This window comes from Rhizobium atlanticum (genome assembly GCF_030182485.1).
Taxonomy (GTDB): Bacteria; Pseudomonadota; Alphaproteobacteria; order Rhizobiales; family Rhizobiaceae; genus Rhizobium.
The window spans coordinates 80,073-95,226 of the sequence record NZ_JAQJCJ010000001.1 but is presented as its reverse complement, the minus strand read 5'-3'; the positions used below and the strand labels follow the sequence as shown (position 1 = coordinate 95,226).

Genomic DNA, 15,154 nt, shown 5'->3' with positions numbered 1-15,154 from the left:
AATAGCTGCCGCCTTAACCCGGCGGCAGCCTGTTTGCGATTGCCGGCGGCAGTGCCCTGAGCACCAGCCGCCGAAGCGGCATCCAACCCGTTCCGATAATGAGCACGATCGCGCCGACAACGATCAGCGTCGTGAAGATGTAGGTATCGACGGTCGCATTTCCCTTGCGAACGACGCTGAAGATCGCAACGCCGAGAGACAGCAGCCCCGACGTGACGAAGGCGCGACGATCAATGACCAGGCCGATCAGCATCAGCGCCGCCACGGTCGCGACGACCACGGGAGTCCGGGCCGACATGTTCGCCGGATCGAAGATACGGCCGGCTTCCCCGAACGACAGTAGGGAGACGGCACTGTAGAGCAGCGCCGGCGCTGCGCCGAGATGCAGCCAGAAGGCGATATCCGAACGCGTCGTCCGACGCAGCCGGTCGCCGAGATCGAAATATAGCGCCGTCGCGAACAGGCCGAGCGCGCAGACGAAAGCGACCGCGGCCAGCACGCCAAGATGATCGACGAAAAACGCGGGATTGCCGCTTAGCCATTGCACCAGGCGCAAAAGCAGCGTGAGCACCAAGGCAAGCGTCGACATGATAGTGAGCGCCAGCGACAGGGGCACGCGATAACGGGCATAATAGACGCCGAGCAGGATCGGAAAGCCGGCGAGGAACTGGGTCAGATCCGCCCCGATTTCGGAGGTCCATGGCGTGAAGACGCGGGACATCAGCAAAAATGTCCAGCAGAACAGCGCGATTGTCAGGCTGACAGCCGGCAAGGCGAGCCGCTGGCGGCGCACCAGGATTTCCGAAAGCACGATGATAGCGACCGGCACGGCGTAAAGCGGCGCCAGGCCCCAGAGGCCGACGAGCGCGACGATAACACCGATGGTGATCAGCACGTCGTGAAAGCCGCGCACGAAGCGCGGCGTCTCGGTGTCCGACCAGGCCCGCTCCTCGGCTGCGATTGCCTTCTGCGTCTCAACAACAGACACGCCACGCTCGGTCAGAAATGGCAGAAGCCGCCCGCCCGCTTCCGACGAAATCAGCCCCTGGCGCGCCGCCTCGTCTAGTATCGACCTCAGTTCCGTCATACCGGTTTATCTCCCGGGAATCATTGAGCCCGCGCAGATGCTATTGTAAGCACTAGAGCATGATGCCGAAAAGTGTAAGCGGTTTTCGGACGACATCATGCTCTAACTCTTTAATGTTGAACAGGATTCAGATTTTAGGCCGACCGGCCTAAAAACATCCTGTTCTAGGCGCTTGATATGGCGGAGGAGAGAATGCCGGCAGAAAAGCTGTCTTTCGAGGATTTTGAACCCGGCCGCCGTTTCGCCCTCGGCCCGAAACTGGTGCTCACCGAAGAAATCATCGAGTTCGCCAGCGAATTCGACCCGCAGCCGATGCATCTCGACGAAGCCGCCGGTCGCGCCAGCATCCTCGGCGGGCTTGCCGCCTCCGGCTGGCATACCTCCGCAATGCTCATGCGCATGATGGCAGACAGCTACGTGCTGGACGCGCTTTGCGAAGGTGCGCCGGGCATCGATCTGATGGAATGGCGAAAGCCGGTGCTTGCAGGCGATACGCTGCAGGGCCATTCGACCGTTCTCGAGGCCCGGCCGATGCGCTCGCGCCCCGGCATGGGCATCGTCAAATTCCGCCACGCGGTGGAAAACCAGCGCGGCGAACTCGTCTGCCTCTCGGAGAATTCCGTGATGATCCGCATGCGCCCCACTCCGGAGGATGCCAACGTGAGCTCGGAGCCGTCAGCATGAGAATGTCCGAGCTTTGCGCCGTCGGTCAGAAAGCCGAGATCGGCACCTACACCTTCACCGAGGAAAACATCATCCGCTTCGCAACCCGCCACGATCCGCAGCTTTTTCACGTCGACAAGGAAGCCGCGAAAGACACGCTTTTCGGCGGGCTTTGCGCCTCGGGCTGGCACACCACGGCCGCCTGGATGCGAACCTTCCTCGCCTTCTGGGAAGGGCAGCGCGTCGCACTCGCCGAGCAGGGCCTGACGGCGCCGAACCTCGGCCCCTCACCCGGCTTTCAGAAGCTGCAATGGCTGCGGCCGGTCTTTGCGGGTGACGTCGTGACCTATTCCGTCGCCCTGCTCTCCAGCCGACCGCTGGCATCACGGCCGGGCTGGCATCTCAACACCATCCTCTGCGAGGGCGTCAATCAGAACGGCGATCCCGTCATGCGCTTTGAAAGCGGTGTGCTGGAATTCGACTGACGCCGCCGCAATACGGGCTCAATGCCCGGAGAATTCGACCAGCGTGTGTACGACGACGCCGAGTTCTTCCAGCTTCCTGCGGCCGCCAAGGTCGGGCAGGTCGATGACGAAGCAGGCGCCGACCACCTCCGCGCCGATCTGGCGCAGAAGCTGCGTCGCGCCCACGGCCGTGCCGCCGGTGGCGATGAGATCGTCGACCAGGATCACCTTCTCGCCGGGCTGGACCGCATCACGATGCATCTCCATTTCATCGACGCCATATTCCAGGCTGTAGGCGATGCGCACGGTGTCGTGCGGCAACTTGCCCTTCTTGCGGATCGGCACGAAGCCCGAGGAAAGCTGATGCGCCACCGCACCGCCGAGGATGAAGCCGCGCGCCTCCATGCCGGCGATCTTGTCGACCTTCGTGCCGGCGTAGGGTTGCACCAACTCGTCGACCGCCCGGCGGAAAGCACGGGGGTTGCCGAGCAGCGTGGTGATGTCGCGGAAGATGATGCCGGGATTGGGATAGTCGGGGATGGAGCGAATGCTGGCTGCGAGCTCCGAAATTGTATTGCCCATGGAACGTCCGTATCTGCGAGCGCATAAAATCGGCCGCACCCTATCAATTGCCGAGGGTGGAACCAACAAAAAAGGCGGCTCGCAAGCCGCCTTTTCGAATTCAGGCACGGAACGCTTAATGTTCCTTGTTGGCGTAAACCGAGCGCTTCGTCAGGTAGATCAGCACGGTAAAGATCGCCAGGAACACCATCACCATGAAGCCGGTGCGCTTGCGCTCCTCGAGATGCGGTTCGGCGGCCCACATCAGGAAGGCGGAAACGTCCTTGGCGTATTGGTCGACGGTCGCCGGCGCGCCGTCGTCATAGGTTACCTGGCCGTCGGAAAGCGGCTTCGGCATAGCGAGAACGGCGGCAGCATGGAAATACGGGTTATAATGCGCGCCCTGCGCCACCTGGAAGCCGGCTGGCGGCTCTTCATAGCCGGTCAGCAGCGAGTAGATGTAGTCCGGGCCGCTTTCCTGATACTGCGTAAAGATGTCGAAGACGAATTGCGGGAAGCCGCGCTCGACTTCACGGGCCTTGGCGATCAGCGAAAAATCGGGCGGAGCCGCACCGTTGTTGGACGCAGCCGCGGCTTCAGCATTGGCGAAGGGCGATGGGAAATGATCCGAAGGGACTGCCTTGCGGGTGAACATTTCGCCGGCCGAGTCCGGCCCGTCCTGAACTTCGTAATTGGCAGCGAATGCCTTCACCTGTGCCTCGGAATAACCGAGTTCGTCGAGCGTGCGGAAAGGCACGAGGCTCATCGAATGGCAGGCAGAACAGACTTCGGTGTAGACCTTGAGGCCGCGCTGGAGCTGAGCCTTGTCGTAGTGGCCGAAGGGGCCGGCAAAGCTCCATTCCTGCTCCTTTGGCTCCTTTAGCGGATAGTGCGGCGTCGCGCCTTCCTCGTGATGCGCGGGAGCTGCACCATTCGCGGGCGTCGCTTCCTCGGCGAAAGCGGCGCTGCCAAGGAGAGCGGCGACGGCAAGCGGCAGAATGCTTGCAACAAGCGTTTTCATAGTTCTATTCCCTTCCGTCGCTCGCTTACGCATTGGCCGCCGCGGCGGCGCCAGTGGTCTTGTTGCGCTTTTCAAGCACCGCCTCAGTGATCGAGTTCGGGATGCGGCGCGGCGTTTCCACCAGACCCAGAACTGGCATCGCGACCAGGAAGAAGGCGAAGTAGAGAAGCGTGCAGATCTGCGACACGATGACGTAGCTGCCTTCCGCCGGCTGCGAACCGAGCCAGCCTAGGATGATCGCGTTGAGCACGAACAGCCAGAAGAACAGCTTGTACCAGGGACGGTAGACCGCCGAGCGGACCTTCGAGGTGTCAAGCCACGGCAGGAAGAAGAGCACGATGATCGCGCCGAACATCACGAGCACGCCGCCGAGTTTGGAGTCGATCGGGCCGATGTTGAAGGTGATCGAACGCAACATCGCGTAGAACGGCAGGAAGTACCATTCAGGAACGATGTGGGCGGGCGTCTTCAACGGATCGGCCGGGATGTAGTTATCGGCGTGACCGAGGAAGTTCGGCAGGTAGAAGACGAAATAGGCGTAAACGAGCAGGAAGACGGAGACGCCGAGGGCATCCTTCATCGTTGCATAGGGCGTGAAACGCACGGTGTCGGTCTTCGTCTTGACCTCGACGCCAGTCGGGTTGGTCTGGCCGGTCACATGCAGCGCCCAGATATGCAGGACGACGACGCCTGCAATCATGAAAGGCAGCAGGTAGTGCAGCGAGAAGAAGCGGTTCAGCGTCGGCTGATCGACGGCAAAGCCGCCGAGCAGGAACTGCTGCACCCATTCGCCGACCAGCGGGAAGGCCGAAAAGAAGCCGGTGATGACGGTCGCGCCCCAGAAAGACATCTGCCCCCAGGGCAGGACGTAGCCCATGAAGCCCGTCGCCATCATCAGCAGGTAGATGACCACGCCGAGGATCCAGAGGATTTCGCGCGGCGCCTTGTAGGAGCCATAGTAGAGGCCCCGGGCAATGTGCAGGTAGACGGCGACGAAGAAGAAGGAGGCGCCGTTGGCATGCAGGTAACGCAGCAGCCAGCCGTGGTTGACGTCGCGCATGATCTTTTCAACGGAGTTGAAAGCGATCGTCGTGTCGGCGGCATAGTGCATGGCGAGCACGACACCCGTCAGGATCTGCACGATCAGCATGACGGAAAGCATCGCGCCGAAGGTATAGGCATAGTTCAGGTTTCTGGGAACCGGATATGCCACGAAGCTGTCATAGACCATGCGCGGCAGCGGCAGGCGCGCATCGACCCATTTTTCGAAGCCGGTTGATGGTTCGTAGCTGGAATGGCCACTCATAAATCAGTCTCCCCTCAACCGATCTTGATTTTGGTATCGGACACAAATGAAAAGGTCGGAATCGCCAGGTTCTGCGGCGCAGGGCCTTTGCGAATGCGGCCGGCCGTGTCGTAGACCGAGCCATGGCAGGGACAGAACCAACCATTGTACTCACCGGCCTGACCGAGCGGAACGCAACCGAGATGGGTGCACGTGCCGATCATGACGATCCAGTTTTCCTTGTCCTTGCCGCCCGAACGGTCAACACCGGTTGCCTGCGCTTCAGGCGGAAGGTTCGCGTTGCGCGCGATCGGATCCTTGAGATCCGCCAGCGGAACATCGGCAGCCGCCTTCACTTCCTCCGGCGTGCGGTTGCGGATGAAGATCGGCTTGCCGCGCCACTTGACCGTCAGTGACATGCCGGGCTCGAGGCTCGCAACGTCGACTTCGATGGAGGCAAGCGCCAGCGTTGACGCATCCGGACGCATCTGGTCGATGAACGGCCATGCGACAGCAACGGCGCCGACAGCGCCCGCCATACCAGTGGTGAGATAAAGGAAATCACGGCGAGTGGGCTCTGCTGAAGCCTCGCTTGTCGTTACGTGTTCGCTCACGGCTTAACCATCCTCTGCGCAGTTATCGCGGAATTCCGCCCCGCCCCCTCTGCTGGCGAATCGATCTGGACACATTTCGGCCATAGATTCCCCGGCAATCCGGCGCGTTCTAAGCTTGATCGCAAATTATGTCCAGCCTTGACAGGGGGATGAGGGCACAATGTCGCGGGAAATTTCAGATGAATTTTTTACGGCAAACACCCGCTTGCCCGTATGTTGCATTGCAACAAAAAAGCGACCGTGTTAGGCGCAACCGCAACGATGCCAGCCAGCCGGACCCGAGCGGATGAGAGACACGATCTTTTGCGTAGTGAGCGTTCTCACAACCCTCGTCCTCGCCATTATCTCGCTGCGCTATGTCAAAGATTTCTATCTGCTTTCTCTTTTTTACAGCTTCCAGATCCATCTGGCCGCGGCCGCAGCAGTGGCCTCCGGCATAGCCCTCCTCTTTAAGCGGCATTGGTACGCGTTGCTGACACTCGGCGCATCGATGGTTCTCGTTGTCCACGGGATCGTCATGACGCGTGAATTTGTCGAGCCTGCGGTAGACGAGAGCCGTCCTGCTCTCTTCAAGCTGATGTCCTTCAATATAGAGAACGACAATTTCGCAAATGGCGCTGATATTGCCGACATGGCGATCGGCTCGGGCGCCGATGTCGTCAACATCCTCGAGGCCGAACCGGTATTGTCCGAATTGCCGCGACTGCTGAAGACCTACCCCTATTACGTCGGCTGCGGCGTCGGCATGGAGCAATGCGATACGCTCGTCCTGTCGAAGCGCCCGCTGATCGAGCCTCGCATCCGCAGCCTCGGCCTGCTGTGGCGCAATCGGCTGACGATCTCGACGATCGATTTCGACGGCCAGAAGATCAACTTCCTCGCCGCGCACCTGACCAAACCGTATTATGACGAATTCCACGGCCTGGAAGTCGAAGATCTCGCCGAGATTATCCCTTCGCTGCCGGGACCGCTCGTGCTTGCCGGTGATTTCAATACGTCGATTCTGGCGCCGGATGTGCAGTATCTCATGCGCAACCAGGGCTTGGGCACAGCATCGCTGGAGCCTGCGACATGGCCGATCGCCGCCGGCCCCTTCGGCATTTCGATCGATCACGTCTTCAGCAAAGCGCCCCTGCGGCTGAAATCGGTCCGCCGCATCGAGAACAATTTCGGATCAAACCATTTTGGCCTCATGGCGGAATTCGTCCTCGATCCGTGAGCCTGCATTCTCGTCGGTCGCGAGGAAGCCGCCGGATTGACGAGCCCAAAGCTCGGCATAGAGCCCGCCGCGGCGAAGCAGCTCGTCGTGGCCGCCCTCCTCGATGATCCGGCCGAGGTCGACGACAATCAGCCGGTCGAGCGCGGCGATCGTCGACAGCCGATGGGCGATGGCGAGCACCGTCTTGCCCTCCATGATCCGATGGAGGTTGGACTGGATCGCTTCCTCCACTTCGGAATCGAGCGCCGACGTCGCTTCATCGAGAACCAGGATCGGCGCGTCCTTCAGCATGACCCGTGCAATAGCAATGCGCTGCCGCTGCCCACCCGACAGTTTGACGCCGCGTTCGCCGACATGCGCATCGAAACCTCTACGGCCCTGCTGATCCTGCAGGCGGGCGATGAAGTCGAAGGCTTCGGCGCGCCGGGCCGCCTCAATCAGCCGCCCCTCGCCGGCATCCGGTCGTCCGAAGAGTATGTTGTCGCGCACGGAACGATGCAGCAGCGACGTATCCTGGCTGACGACGCCGATCTGCATCCTGAGTGATTCCTGGGTCACCGCCGATATATCCTGACCATCGACCAGGATACGGCCATCCTGGATGTCATAGAGACGCAGCAGCAGGTTGATCAGTGTTGATTTGCCGGCGCCCGAACGCCCGACGATCCCGACCTTCTCGCCCGGGCGGATGGTCAGGGAGAAATTCTCGACGACGGGCTGCTGACCCTTGCCGTAGCGAAAGGAGACATTCTCGAAGCAAATGCCGGGATGGCGGATCACCAGGCTCTTCGCATCGGGCCGATCGACGAGCCCGAGCGGTTGTGAAATCAGTTCCGCGGAGTTCTGGATGGTGCCGAGATTGCGCATGATGCCGTTGAACTGCGTCATCAGCCTGCCGAGCAGGAAATTCAGCCGGAGCACCAGCGCCAGCGAAAATGCCACCGCGCCGGAAGTGATCAAGCCGCGCAGCCAGAGATCGACGCTCAAGCCCGCCATCGTCACGATCATCAGGCCGGAGAGCAGGGCCATGGAGGCCCGCACGCCAGTGATGAACCGCGTGAAGCGCAGCACCGTGTCCTGATAGATATCGAAACCTTGGCGCATGTAGCGATCGCTCTCTTCATCGCGTGCGAACAGCTTCAGCGTCTGCATATTGCTGTAGGAGTCGACCATCCGGCCGTTCAGCATCGACCCGGCCTCCGCCGTTTCGCGGGAGTGATGGCGGATCCGCGGGACGAAGTGGCGGGCAAGCAGGCTGAAGGCGCCAAGCCAGAACAGCACGACGGCGGCGAGTGTAAAGTCCAGCCTGGCGACGAGCACGAGCGTCGTTACCGCATAAATGCCGACAAACCAGACGCTTTCCATCAGAGACGTGACGAGATCGCCGGTTGCCTGGCCGGCAGACCAGACCTTGGTGACGATACGCCCGGAGAAATCGCTCTGAAAGAACGACAATGATTGCCTTGAGACGTGGAGATAAGATTGCCAACGTGCTAGATTGTAGAAGCCCGGCGTGATCACCTGCTGATCGACGAGGGCAATCAGGAAGGCGACGACGAAGCGCACGAGCCCGATGAGAGCGAGCATGCCGAACAGCTCGCCGCCATGGGCCGCGATAAGACCGCTCCAGCCGGCGCCCGGCGTAATACTAGCGAGAATATCGACGAGGCGTCCGACGAACCAGAAGAGCGCAGCCTCGATTGCCGCCGACGTGCCGCCGAGAATGAGCATGGCGATGAACGGCATCTTCGCCTGGCCGATGTAGAACCAGATGAAACCGATCGTCGCGCGTGGCGGCTGCAAGTCGTCGCGCGGACGGAACGGATCGATCCAGGTTTCGAACAGGCGGAAGACGGGTCGCAGAAACATGGAAGCGATATAGGCGGATTGAGGGGAGCGGCAAAGGGAATGGAAAGCGGACGCAACCTAATATTTTGGTAATAAACGATAACATCGGCGGCAGAATCGCGCTTCACCGGAGAGAAGGTCATGGAAACGAAAATGCTCAATGCGCATATTCCGCTTCCGCTTGCAGAAAGGTTGGATGCCCTGGCTCTCGACCTGGCGCTGCCGCGCGACGAGATCGTCATCGAGGCTATCGCCGCCTGGCTCGACAGCGAGGAACGCCGCCGCATCGTGGCACTGCGCACGATCGCAGCCGCCAACACCATCGTTGTGGTCGAACAGGACCGCGTGATCGACTGGGCCGACAGTCTTTGAAAGCACGCCCGACCGCAGCCGGTCTTCGACAATCGCCTTGCGAGGTCAAATCATCGCAATCACGAAAATGCCCTCCCCGCTCACGCCGGGAGGGTCGATTTTTATTCCGCGGCCTCTTCCGCCTCCTCGGCGTGATCGGAGAGGAAGCCGCCGGACTGGCGGTTCCAGAGGTCGGCATAAATGCCGCCGCTTTCGATCAGTTCGCCGTGCGAACCGGCCTCTACGATCCGGCCCTTGTCGAGCACGATCAACCGGTCCATCTCCGTCAGCGTCGAAAGCCGGTGGGCGATCGCGATCACGGTCTTGCCTTCCATCAGGGCGAAGAGGTTTTCCTGGATCGCCGCTTCCACTTCCGAATCGAGCGCCGAGGTCGCCTCGTCGAGCACCAGGATCGGCGCATCCTTCAGGAAGACGCGAGCGATCGCAATGCGCTGGCGCTGGCCGCCGGAGAGCTTGACGCCGCGTTCGCCGACCTGCGCGTCAAGCCCCTGGCGCCCCTGCATGTCGACGAGCCCTTCGATGAACTCCCAGGCATTGGCCCGCTTGGCGGCTTCGATCACCTCGGCGTCAGTCGCCTCCGGCCGGCCGTAGGCGATGTTGTCGCGGATCGAGCGATGCAGCAGCGACGTATCCTGTGTCACGACGCCGATCAGTGAACGCAGGCTCTCCTGCGAGACGCCTGATATATCCTGCCCGTCGATGGTGATGCGGCCGGCTTCCAGATCGTAGAAGCGTAAGAGCAGGTTCATCAGCGTCGTCTTGCCGGCGCCGGAACGACCGACCAGACCGACTTTCTCACCTGCCTTGATGTCGAGCGACAGATTGTCGATGACACCCTTGCCCTGGCCATAGTGGAAGCGGATGCGATCGTAATGGATCGCCCCCTTCTTCGCCGTCATGTCTGGCGCATTCGGCTTGTCGATGATGTCGTGCTGCTTGCTCATCATCTCCATGCCGTCATAGACGGTGCCGATATTCTCGAATAGCGCCGAGACTTCCCACATGATCCATTGCGACATGCCGTTGACGCGCATGGCAAGACCGATGGCGATAGCGATCGCGCCGACCGAGATCGCCCCATTCAGCCAAAACCAGATCGACAGGCCCGAGACGACGAAGAGCGCGACGCAGTTGTTCAGGTAGACGCTGATATGGAACAGCGTCACCTTGCGCATCTGCTTGTGCACGGTCTGCAGGAACTCGTCCATGCCCTGTTTGGCATAGATCTCCTCACGTCCCGCATGCGAGAACAGCTTGACGGTGGCGATGTTCGTATAGCTGTCGACTACGCGGCCCGTCATCATCGAACGCGCATCCGCCTGCTGGGCCGCGATCTTGCGAAGCCGCGGCACGAAGTACGACACGATGCTGATATAGATGGCGAGCCAGATGAGGATCGGGATCATCAGCCGCCAGTCGGCAGCGGCAATCACGATGATCATCGTCAGGAAATAACTGACGACATAGACGAAGACGTCGAGGATCTTCATGACAGTTTCGCGCACGGCAAGGGATGTCTGCATCACCTTGGTCGCGACGCGCCCGGCAAACTCATTGGCGAAGAATGTCATGCTGTGGCGCAGCAGGAAGCGGTGCATCTGCCAGCGCGCCATCATCGGATAGTTGCCGAGCAGCATCTGGTGCATGATGAGGGAATCGAGCCCGGCCGCCAGCGGCAAGCCGACCAGCACCAGCGCCGCCATCCAGAACAGCTTGTGGCCTTCCGTCTGCAGGAAGGTGGCGCGGTCGGCATTGGTCAGCCAGTCGACGATGTCGCCGAGGAACTGGAAGAGCGCCACTTCGCCAACGGCAATCGACGCCGTCAGTAGGGCCATCAGGCCGAGCCACGGCGCTGCCGGTTTGCTGTAATGCCAGCAGAAGGCAAAGAGACCTTTCGGGGGCGCGACGGGCTCCTCGCTCGGAAAGGGATTGAGTCGCTGTTCGAACCAGCCAAACATGAAATTGCTCCGAAACATCAGCATTCCGGCTCCCCGGCTTCGCGCCATCCCGGCGCTATGCAAGCACATATGGGAACCGGACGTTCAAGGGGCGAGGCTGAAACAGCCGCACGATCGATCAAAAGGGAAGTTTTAGAAGGAAGCCCGCTCTAGCGGCGCCATGTCGCCTTGGTCGGCATCACGGCGGGAAAGCGCATAATGAGCAAAATATTCATGAGGCCCTCCCTGCTGGCGTTCGAAGATGTGCATGCATAACGCGAAAAATGCGCAATTTCCAGCCCGAACTGGCGCGAATAGAACGTTTCTGGGCCAAACTGCGCCCTGTTGCGCTGAAATCACAGTTGTATTAGGCCTCCCGCGTCGAAACGAACGGGCGGCGCCTGAATGACGAATCTCAGACTGGCACTCTACCAGCCGGACATTCCCGGCAATACAGGCACGATCCTGCGCCTTGCCGCCTGCCTCGGCTTCACCGTGGATCTGATCGAGCCCGCCGGCTTCGACGTCTCCCATCGTAACCTGAAACGATCGGGCATGGATTATGTCGCCGCCGCCGCGCTGACCCGCCACGTCAACTGGGACAGCTTCGAGGCCTGGCGCGCCACGACCGACCGGCGCCTGATCCTCGCCTCCACCAAGGCTGCCGATCACTATACCGACTTCGCCTTCCGGCCGGACGATGTGCTGCTTTTCGGCCGCGAAAGCGCCGGTGTGCCGGATCACGTGCACGAAAGAGCTGACGCCCGTATCCTCATCCCGATGGTCGAGGGTCAGCGCTCGATCAATGTCGCAATTTCGGCAGCTATGATCGTCGGCGAGGCGATGCGGCAGACCGGCTGGACTTGATCAGCCCCGGCTTGGAAAAGATTGTCTGATATATTGCTGAAGTGTCGGAAATCGAACATTGTGAATCCTTCAAAGCGGAGTATATCTATTAGCCGGGCAATCAAAAATATCGAAGGATTGGCACAATTTCAATAGCTTGATAAGATGAGTCCTCAGGCCAAGACCCCTCCAAACCGATGAAAGCAGACTAAAACAAGAAGATGGATTCTACGATCATCATGATCAACCTGTTCGGAGCCGTGGCGCTGCTGCTGTTCGGCCTCGCGCAGGTTAAGGACGGCGTATCCAGGGCCTTCGGCGCCCGGCTGAGAACCGGGCTGGCGACCGGGACGCGCGGCGGCCTTCGCTCATTCCTGTCGGGACTGGTCGCGACCATCGCGCTGCAGAGCTCCACGGCGACGGCGCTGATGACCGCCTCTTTCGTCGAACGTGATCTGATAAGACCGCGCATGGCCCAGATCGTCTTGCTCGGCGCCAATGTCGGCACCGCGATCACCGCGTGGATCGTCGCGACCGGCATCGAATGGCTCTCTCCGCTCCTGATCCTCTGCGGCATCGTGCTTTACCGCGGCCGTTCCAGCACCCGGCAAGGCGGCGGCGCAGCGCTGATCGGCATCGGCCTGATGTTGTTGTCGCTGCATCTCCTGAGCTTTGCGACGGAGCCGATGCGCGCCTCCCCCGCGCTCGCCGCTTTCATCAGCCTGCTCGATGGCGCTTTGCCCGTGGCTCTCCTTTTCTCGGCAGCGCTCGCCTTCGTCTCATCGTCAAGCCTGGCGGTGGTGGTGCTCATCCTGTCGCTTGCCTCGGCCGGTCTGATCTCTGCCGAACTGGTCATCGTGCTCGTGCTCGGCGCCAATCTCGGCGGCGCGATACCGCCCGTCGTCGCGACGATGTCCGGGCCGGTTTCGGCGCGACGCGTCACTCTCGGCAATCTCGCCGTCCGCACGCTCGGCTGCGTCATCGCCATGCCGCTTGCCGGCTACGGTGCGGAGCTCATTCAGATGTTGCCCTTCGGCCCGTCCAAGCTGCCCGTCGACGCGCATCTGCTCTTCAATCTTCTGCTCGCCGCACTCGCCTGGCCCTTCTCCCGACCGCTCGCCACCCTGATGACCCGGCTGGTCCCGGACCAGGCCGAGCCGGACACCGCGCCGAAATATCTGGACGCGCATGAGCTTTCGACGCCCGTCATTGCTCTAGCCAGCGCCACCCGCGAAGTGCTCGGCATTGGCGACCTCATCGAGCGCATGCTGATCCGGGTCTCCGAGGCCTTCGAAGGCAATGACTCTTCCAAGCTTTCCGAAATCGCGACCCTCGAAGAGCGCGTTGACAAGCTGCAGCAGGCGGTGAAGGTCTATCTGTCGAAGCTCGGCCGCGAGGGGCTCAGCGACGAAAATGCCCGCCGCTCGATCGTCGTCATTGACTATGCCATCAACCTCGAACACATGGGCGACATCATCGAAAAGGGCCTGCTGGAACAGGTGAGGAAGAAGATCTCCCTCGGGCTCAGATTTTCCGACGATGGTCATCAGGAACTACGCAAGCTGTTCGACCTGACGATCGACAATCTTCGTGTCGCCCAGACGATCTTCGTCACTCGCGATTTCAATCTTGCGCGTCAGATGATGGAGACAAAGGTGGAGGTCCGGCGCATGGAGAAACAGTCGGCCGAACACCATCTGGAACGCCTGCGCGACGGACGCGCCGACAGTCTGCAGACAAGCTCGCTGCATCTCGATATGCTGCGCGACCTGAAGAGGATCAACGCCCACATCGTCTCGGTGGCGCATCCGATCCTGGATGAAAGCGGCCTTCTGATCGAAAGCCGAGTGCGCGCCGTCGCGGAGTAACGGTCAGTCCGCCGAAGGCAGGCGGCGCATGGTGAATTCGATCCGGTCACCGTCCAGCTGGCGCCAGCTTTCCACTTCCGTCCAATAGGCGGCTTTCGGATATTCGTCGAACCATTCACGCGCCTTGGCGCGGGCATCAATCAGGCCGAGGCAATATGTCTCCCGCACGAAATGATCTTTCTTACGGGGGGGATTTTCCGCCCGGTGTCTCGCCATTCTGCGCTTCAGGCCGTCGAATGACGGAGGTCCTGGAATTTTTGCCATTAAACCTACCTCTTAGGAAAAGGTAGTATCGAAATAGTTGATTTGCGAGTCGAATCTTGAATGCGGCGCCAGAACCCGCCTCGGCTTGGCGGCGGGCGCCACCGCCTGCTAGATGGGAGGGCAACGAGGAATCGAGCGAGTCGTGCCCACACAGGATGCCGACCGCGGAGGCGTGACATGGAAAGACCCGAACTGCCGATCGGCTTGCCTGACGACATAGTGGAAAAGAAGGAGACCGCGCGCAGGTGGTTTGAAGCGCTGCGCGATACGATCTGCGCCTCCTTCGAAGCTCTCGAAGACGAATTGCAAGGCCCCCTATCCGATCAGGAACCAGGCCGCTTCGTCGCCAAAGACTGGTCGCGTGAAAACGGCGCCGGCGGCGGTGGCCGCATGTCGATGATGGAAGGCCGCGTCTTTGAAAAGGTCGGTGTCCATACATCAACGGTCCATGGCGAATTCTCTCCGGAGTTCCGGGCCCAGATTCCGGGCGCCAAGGACGATCCGCGTTTCTGGGCCTCGGGCATCTCTCTGATCGCCCATCCCGTCAACCCCAACGTTCCGGCTGTCCATATGAACACCCGCATGGTGGTCACGACAAGCCGATGGTTCGGCGGAGGGGCCGACCTGACGCCGGTGCTGTCGCGCCGCCGCACCCAGGAGGACGAGGACAGCCAGCTCTTCCATAAGGCCATGGAGATCGCCTGCCGCAATCACGCCGTCGCCGATTACGGAGTCTACAAGGCTTGGTGCGACGACTACTTCTTCCTCAAGCACCGCAATGAGCCCCGCGGCATCGGCGGCATCTTCTATGACTGGCTGCATTCGAGCGAGGAAGCCGGCGGCTGGGACGCCGATTTCGCCTTCACGCGGGATGTCGGCAGGGCTTTCGCCATGGTCTATCCGAAAATCGTTCGCTCCAACTTCAACAAGCTATGGACGGAAGCCGATCGTGACGAACAGTTGATCCGCCGAGGCCGTTACGTCGAATTCAATCTGCTGTATGATCGCGGCACCATCTTCGGCCTGAAGACCGGCGGCAACGTCGAATCCATTCTCTCGTCGCTGCCGCCTGTCGTGCGATGGCCGTGAGACTGTAAAATCTCAT

Annotated in this window: 15 protein-coding genes; 7 read left to right on the top strand and 8 right to left on the bottom strand. The window is 60.9% G+C overall.

Features of this window, described 5'->3' with window-relative positions; all coding sequences use genetic code 11:
• Positions 1 to 13: 13 nt before the first annotated feature.
• Positions 14 to 1,087, bottom strand: a complete 1,074-nt coding sequence (locus PH551_RS00440) for a hypothetical protein (RefSeq protein ID WP_285191428.1) — start codon at positions 1,085 to 1,087, stop codon at positions 14 to 16.
• 192 nt (positions 1,088 to 1,279) lie between these two features.
• Here PH551_RS00440 and PH551_RS00435 point away from each other — a divergent pair, with 192 nt between their 5' ends.
• Together PH551_RS00435 and PH551_RS00430 are read left to right on the top strand one after the other, a co-directional pair.
• Positions 1,280 to 1,771: a MaoC family dehydratase gene (locus tag PH551_RS00435; protein ID WP_285191427.1), complete on the top strand. Its 492-nt coding sequence runs from the start codon at positions 1,280 to 1,282 to the stop codon at positions 1,769 to 1,771.
• The gene (locus tag PH551_RS00430) at positions 1,768 to 2,235 is read left to right on the top strand and encodes a MaoC family dehydratase (RefSeq protein WP_285191426.1); all 468 of its coding nucleotides are present in this window, start codon (positions 1,768 to 1,770) and stop codon (positions 2,233 to 2,235) included. Before PH551_RS00435 ends, PH551_RS00430 begins: the two co-directional genes overlap by 4 nt.
• Before the next feature lie 18 nt (positions 2,236 to 2,253).
• On the opposite strand, the gene PH551_RS00425 is transcribed toward PH551_RS00430, so the two are convergent.
• The 4 genes from PH551_RS00425 to petA form a co-directional block, all read right to left on the bottom strand.
• Positions 2,254 to 2,796 carry an adenine phosphoribosyltransferase gene (locus PH551_RS00425; RefSeq protein ID WP_020921912.1) on the bottom strand — a complete coding sequence of 181 codons (543 nt, stop codon included), beginning with the start codon at positions 2,794 to 2,796 and terminating at the stop codon, positions 2,254 to 2,256.
• A 115-nt stretch (positions 2,797 to 2,911) separates the two neighbouring features.
• Positions 2,912 to 3,796 carry a cytochrome c1 gene (locus PH551_RS00420; RefSeq protein WP_020921913.1) on the bottom strand — a complete coding sequence of 295 codons (885 nt, stop codon included), beginning with the start codon at positions 3,794 to 3,796 and terminating at the stop codon, positions 2,912 to 2,914.
• 25 nt (positions 3,797 to 3,821) lie between these two features.
• Positions 3,822 to 5,102, bottom strand: coding sequence for a cytochrome b (locus PH551_RS00415; protein ID WP_085778917.1), 1,281 nt, complete (start codon positions 5,100 to 5,102; stop codon positions 3,822 to 3,824).
• A gap of 14 nt (positions 5,103 to 5,116) precedes the next feature.
• Positions 5,117 to 5,695, bottom strand: coding sequence for a ubiquinol-cytochrome c reductase iron-sulfur subunit (gene petA / locus PH551_RS00410; protein ID WP_011426278.1), 579 nt, complete (start codon positions 5,693 to 5,695; stop codon positions 5,117 to 5,119).
• A gap of 286 nt (positions 5,696 to 5,981) precedes the next feature.
• On the opposite strand from petA, the gene PH551_RS00405 reads away from it, so the two are divergent.
• Complete coding sequence (locus PH551_RS00405) at positions 5,982 to 6,914, top strand: endonuclease/exonuclease/phosphatase family protein (RefSeq protein WP_285191425.1); 933 nt, start codon at positions 5,982 to 5,984, stop codon at positions 6,912 to 6,914.
• On the opposite strand, the gene PH551_RS00400 is transcribed toward PH551_RS00405, so the two are convergent.
• Positions 6,870 to 8,783: an ABC transporter ATP-binding protein gene (locus PH551_RS00400; RefSeq protein ID WP_285191424.1), complete on the bottom strand. Its 1,914-nt coding sequence runs from the start codon at positions 8,781 to 8,783 to the stop codon at positions 6,870 to 6,872. The two genes, PH551_RS00405 and PH551_RS00400, sit on opposite strands and share 45 nt — an antisense overlap.
• Positions 8,784 to 8,903: 120 nt before the next feature.
• Between PH551_RS00400 and PH551_RS00395 the strand changes: the two genes are divergently transcribed.
• Entirely contained in the window at positions 8,904 to 9,134 is a 231-nt protein-coding gene (locus tag PH551_RS00395; protein WP_085778920.1) for a CopG family transcriptional regulator, read from the top strand.
• A gap of 101 nt (positions 9,135 to 9,235) precedes the next feature.
• Here PH551_RS00395 and PH551_RS00390 read toward each other — a convergent pair whose 3' ends face one another.
• Positions 9,236 to 11,092: an ABC transporter ATP-binding protein gene (locus PH551_RS00390; protein WP_097597124.1), complete on the bottom strand. Its 1,857-nt coding sequence runs from the start codon at positions 11,090 to 11,092 to the stop codon at positions 9,236 to 9,238.
• A 384-nt stretch (positions 11,093 to 11,476) separates the two neighbouring features.
• Here PH551_RS00390 and PH551_RS00385 point away from each other — a divergent pair, with 384 nt between their 5' ends.
• Together PH551_RS00385 and PH551_RS00380 are read left to right on the top strand one after the other, a co-directional pair.
• A complete protein-coding gene (locus PH551_RS00385) occupies positions 11,477 to 11,938 on the top strand; it encodes a tRNA (cytidine(34)-2'-O)-methyltransferase (RefSeq protein ID WP_285191423.1) in 462 nt (153 codons plus the stop codon).
• A gap of 200 nt (positions 11,939 to 12,138) precedes the next feature.
• Positions 12,139 to 13,785 (top strand): Na/Pi cotransporter family protein, encoded by a 1,647-nt coding sequence (locus tag PH551_RS00380; RefSeq protein ID WP_285191422.1) that lies wholly within the window; start codon positions 12,139 to 12,141, stop codon positions 13,783 to 13,785.
• Positions 13,786 to 13,788: 3 nt separating this feature from the next.
• Here PH551_RS00380 and PH551_RS00375 read toward each other — a convergent pair whose 3' ends face one another.
• Positions 13,789 to 14,049, bottom strand: coding sequence for a hypothetical protein (locus PH551_RS00375; protein ID WP_085778923.1), 261 nt, complete (start codon positions 14,047 to 14,049; stop codon positions 13,789 to 13,791).
• 177 nt (positions 14,050 to 14,226) lie between these two features.
• Here PH551_RS00375 and hemF point away from each other — a divergent pair, with 177 nt between their 5' ends.
• Positions 14,227 to 15,138 (top strand): oxygen-dependent coproporphyrinogen oxidase, encoded by a 912-nt coding sequence (gene hemF, locus PH551_RS00370; RefSeq protein WP_285191421.1) that lies wholly within the window; start codon positions 14,227 to 14,229, stop codon positions 15,136 to 15,138.
• Positions 15,139 to 15,154: the final 16 nt, after the last annotated feature.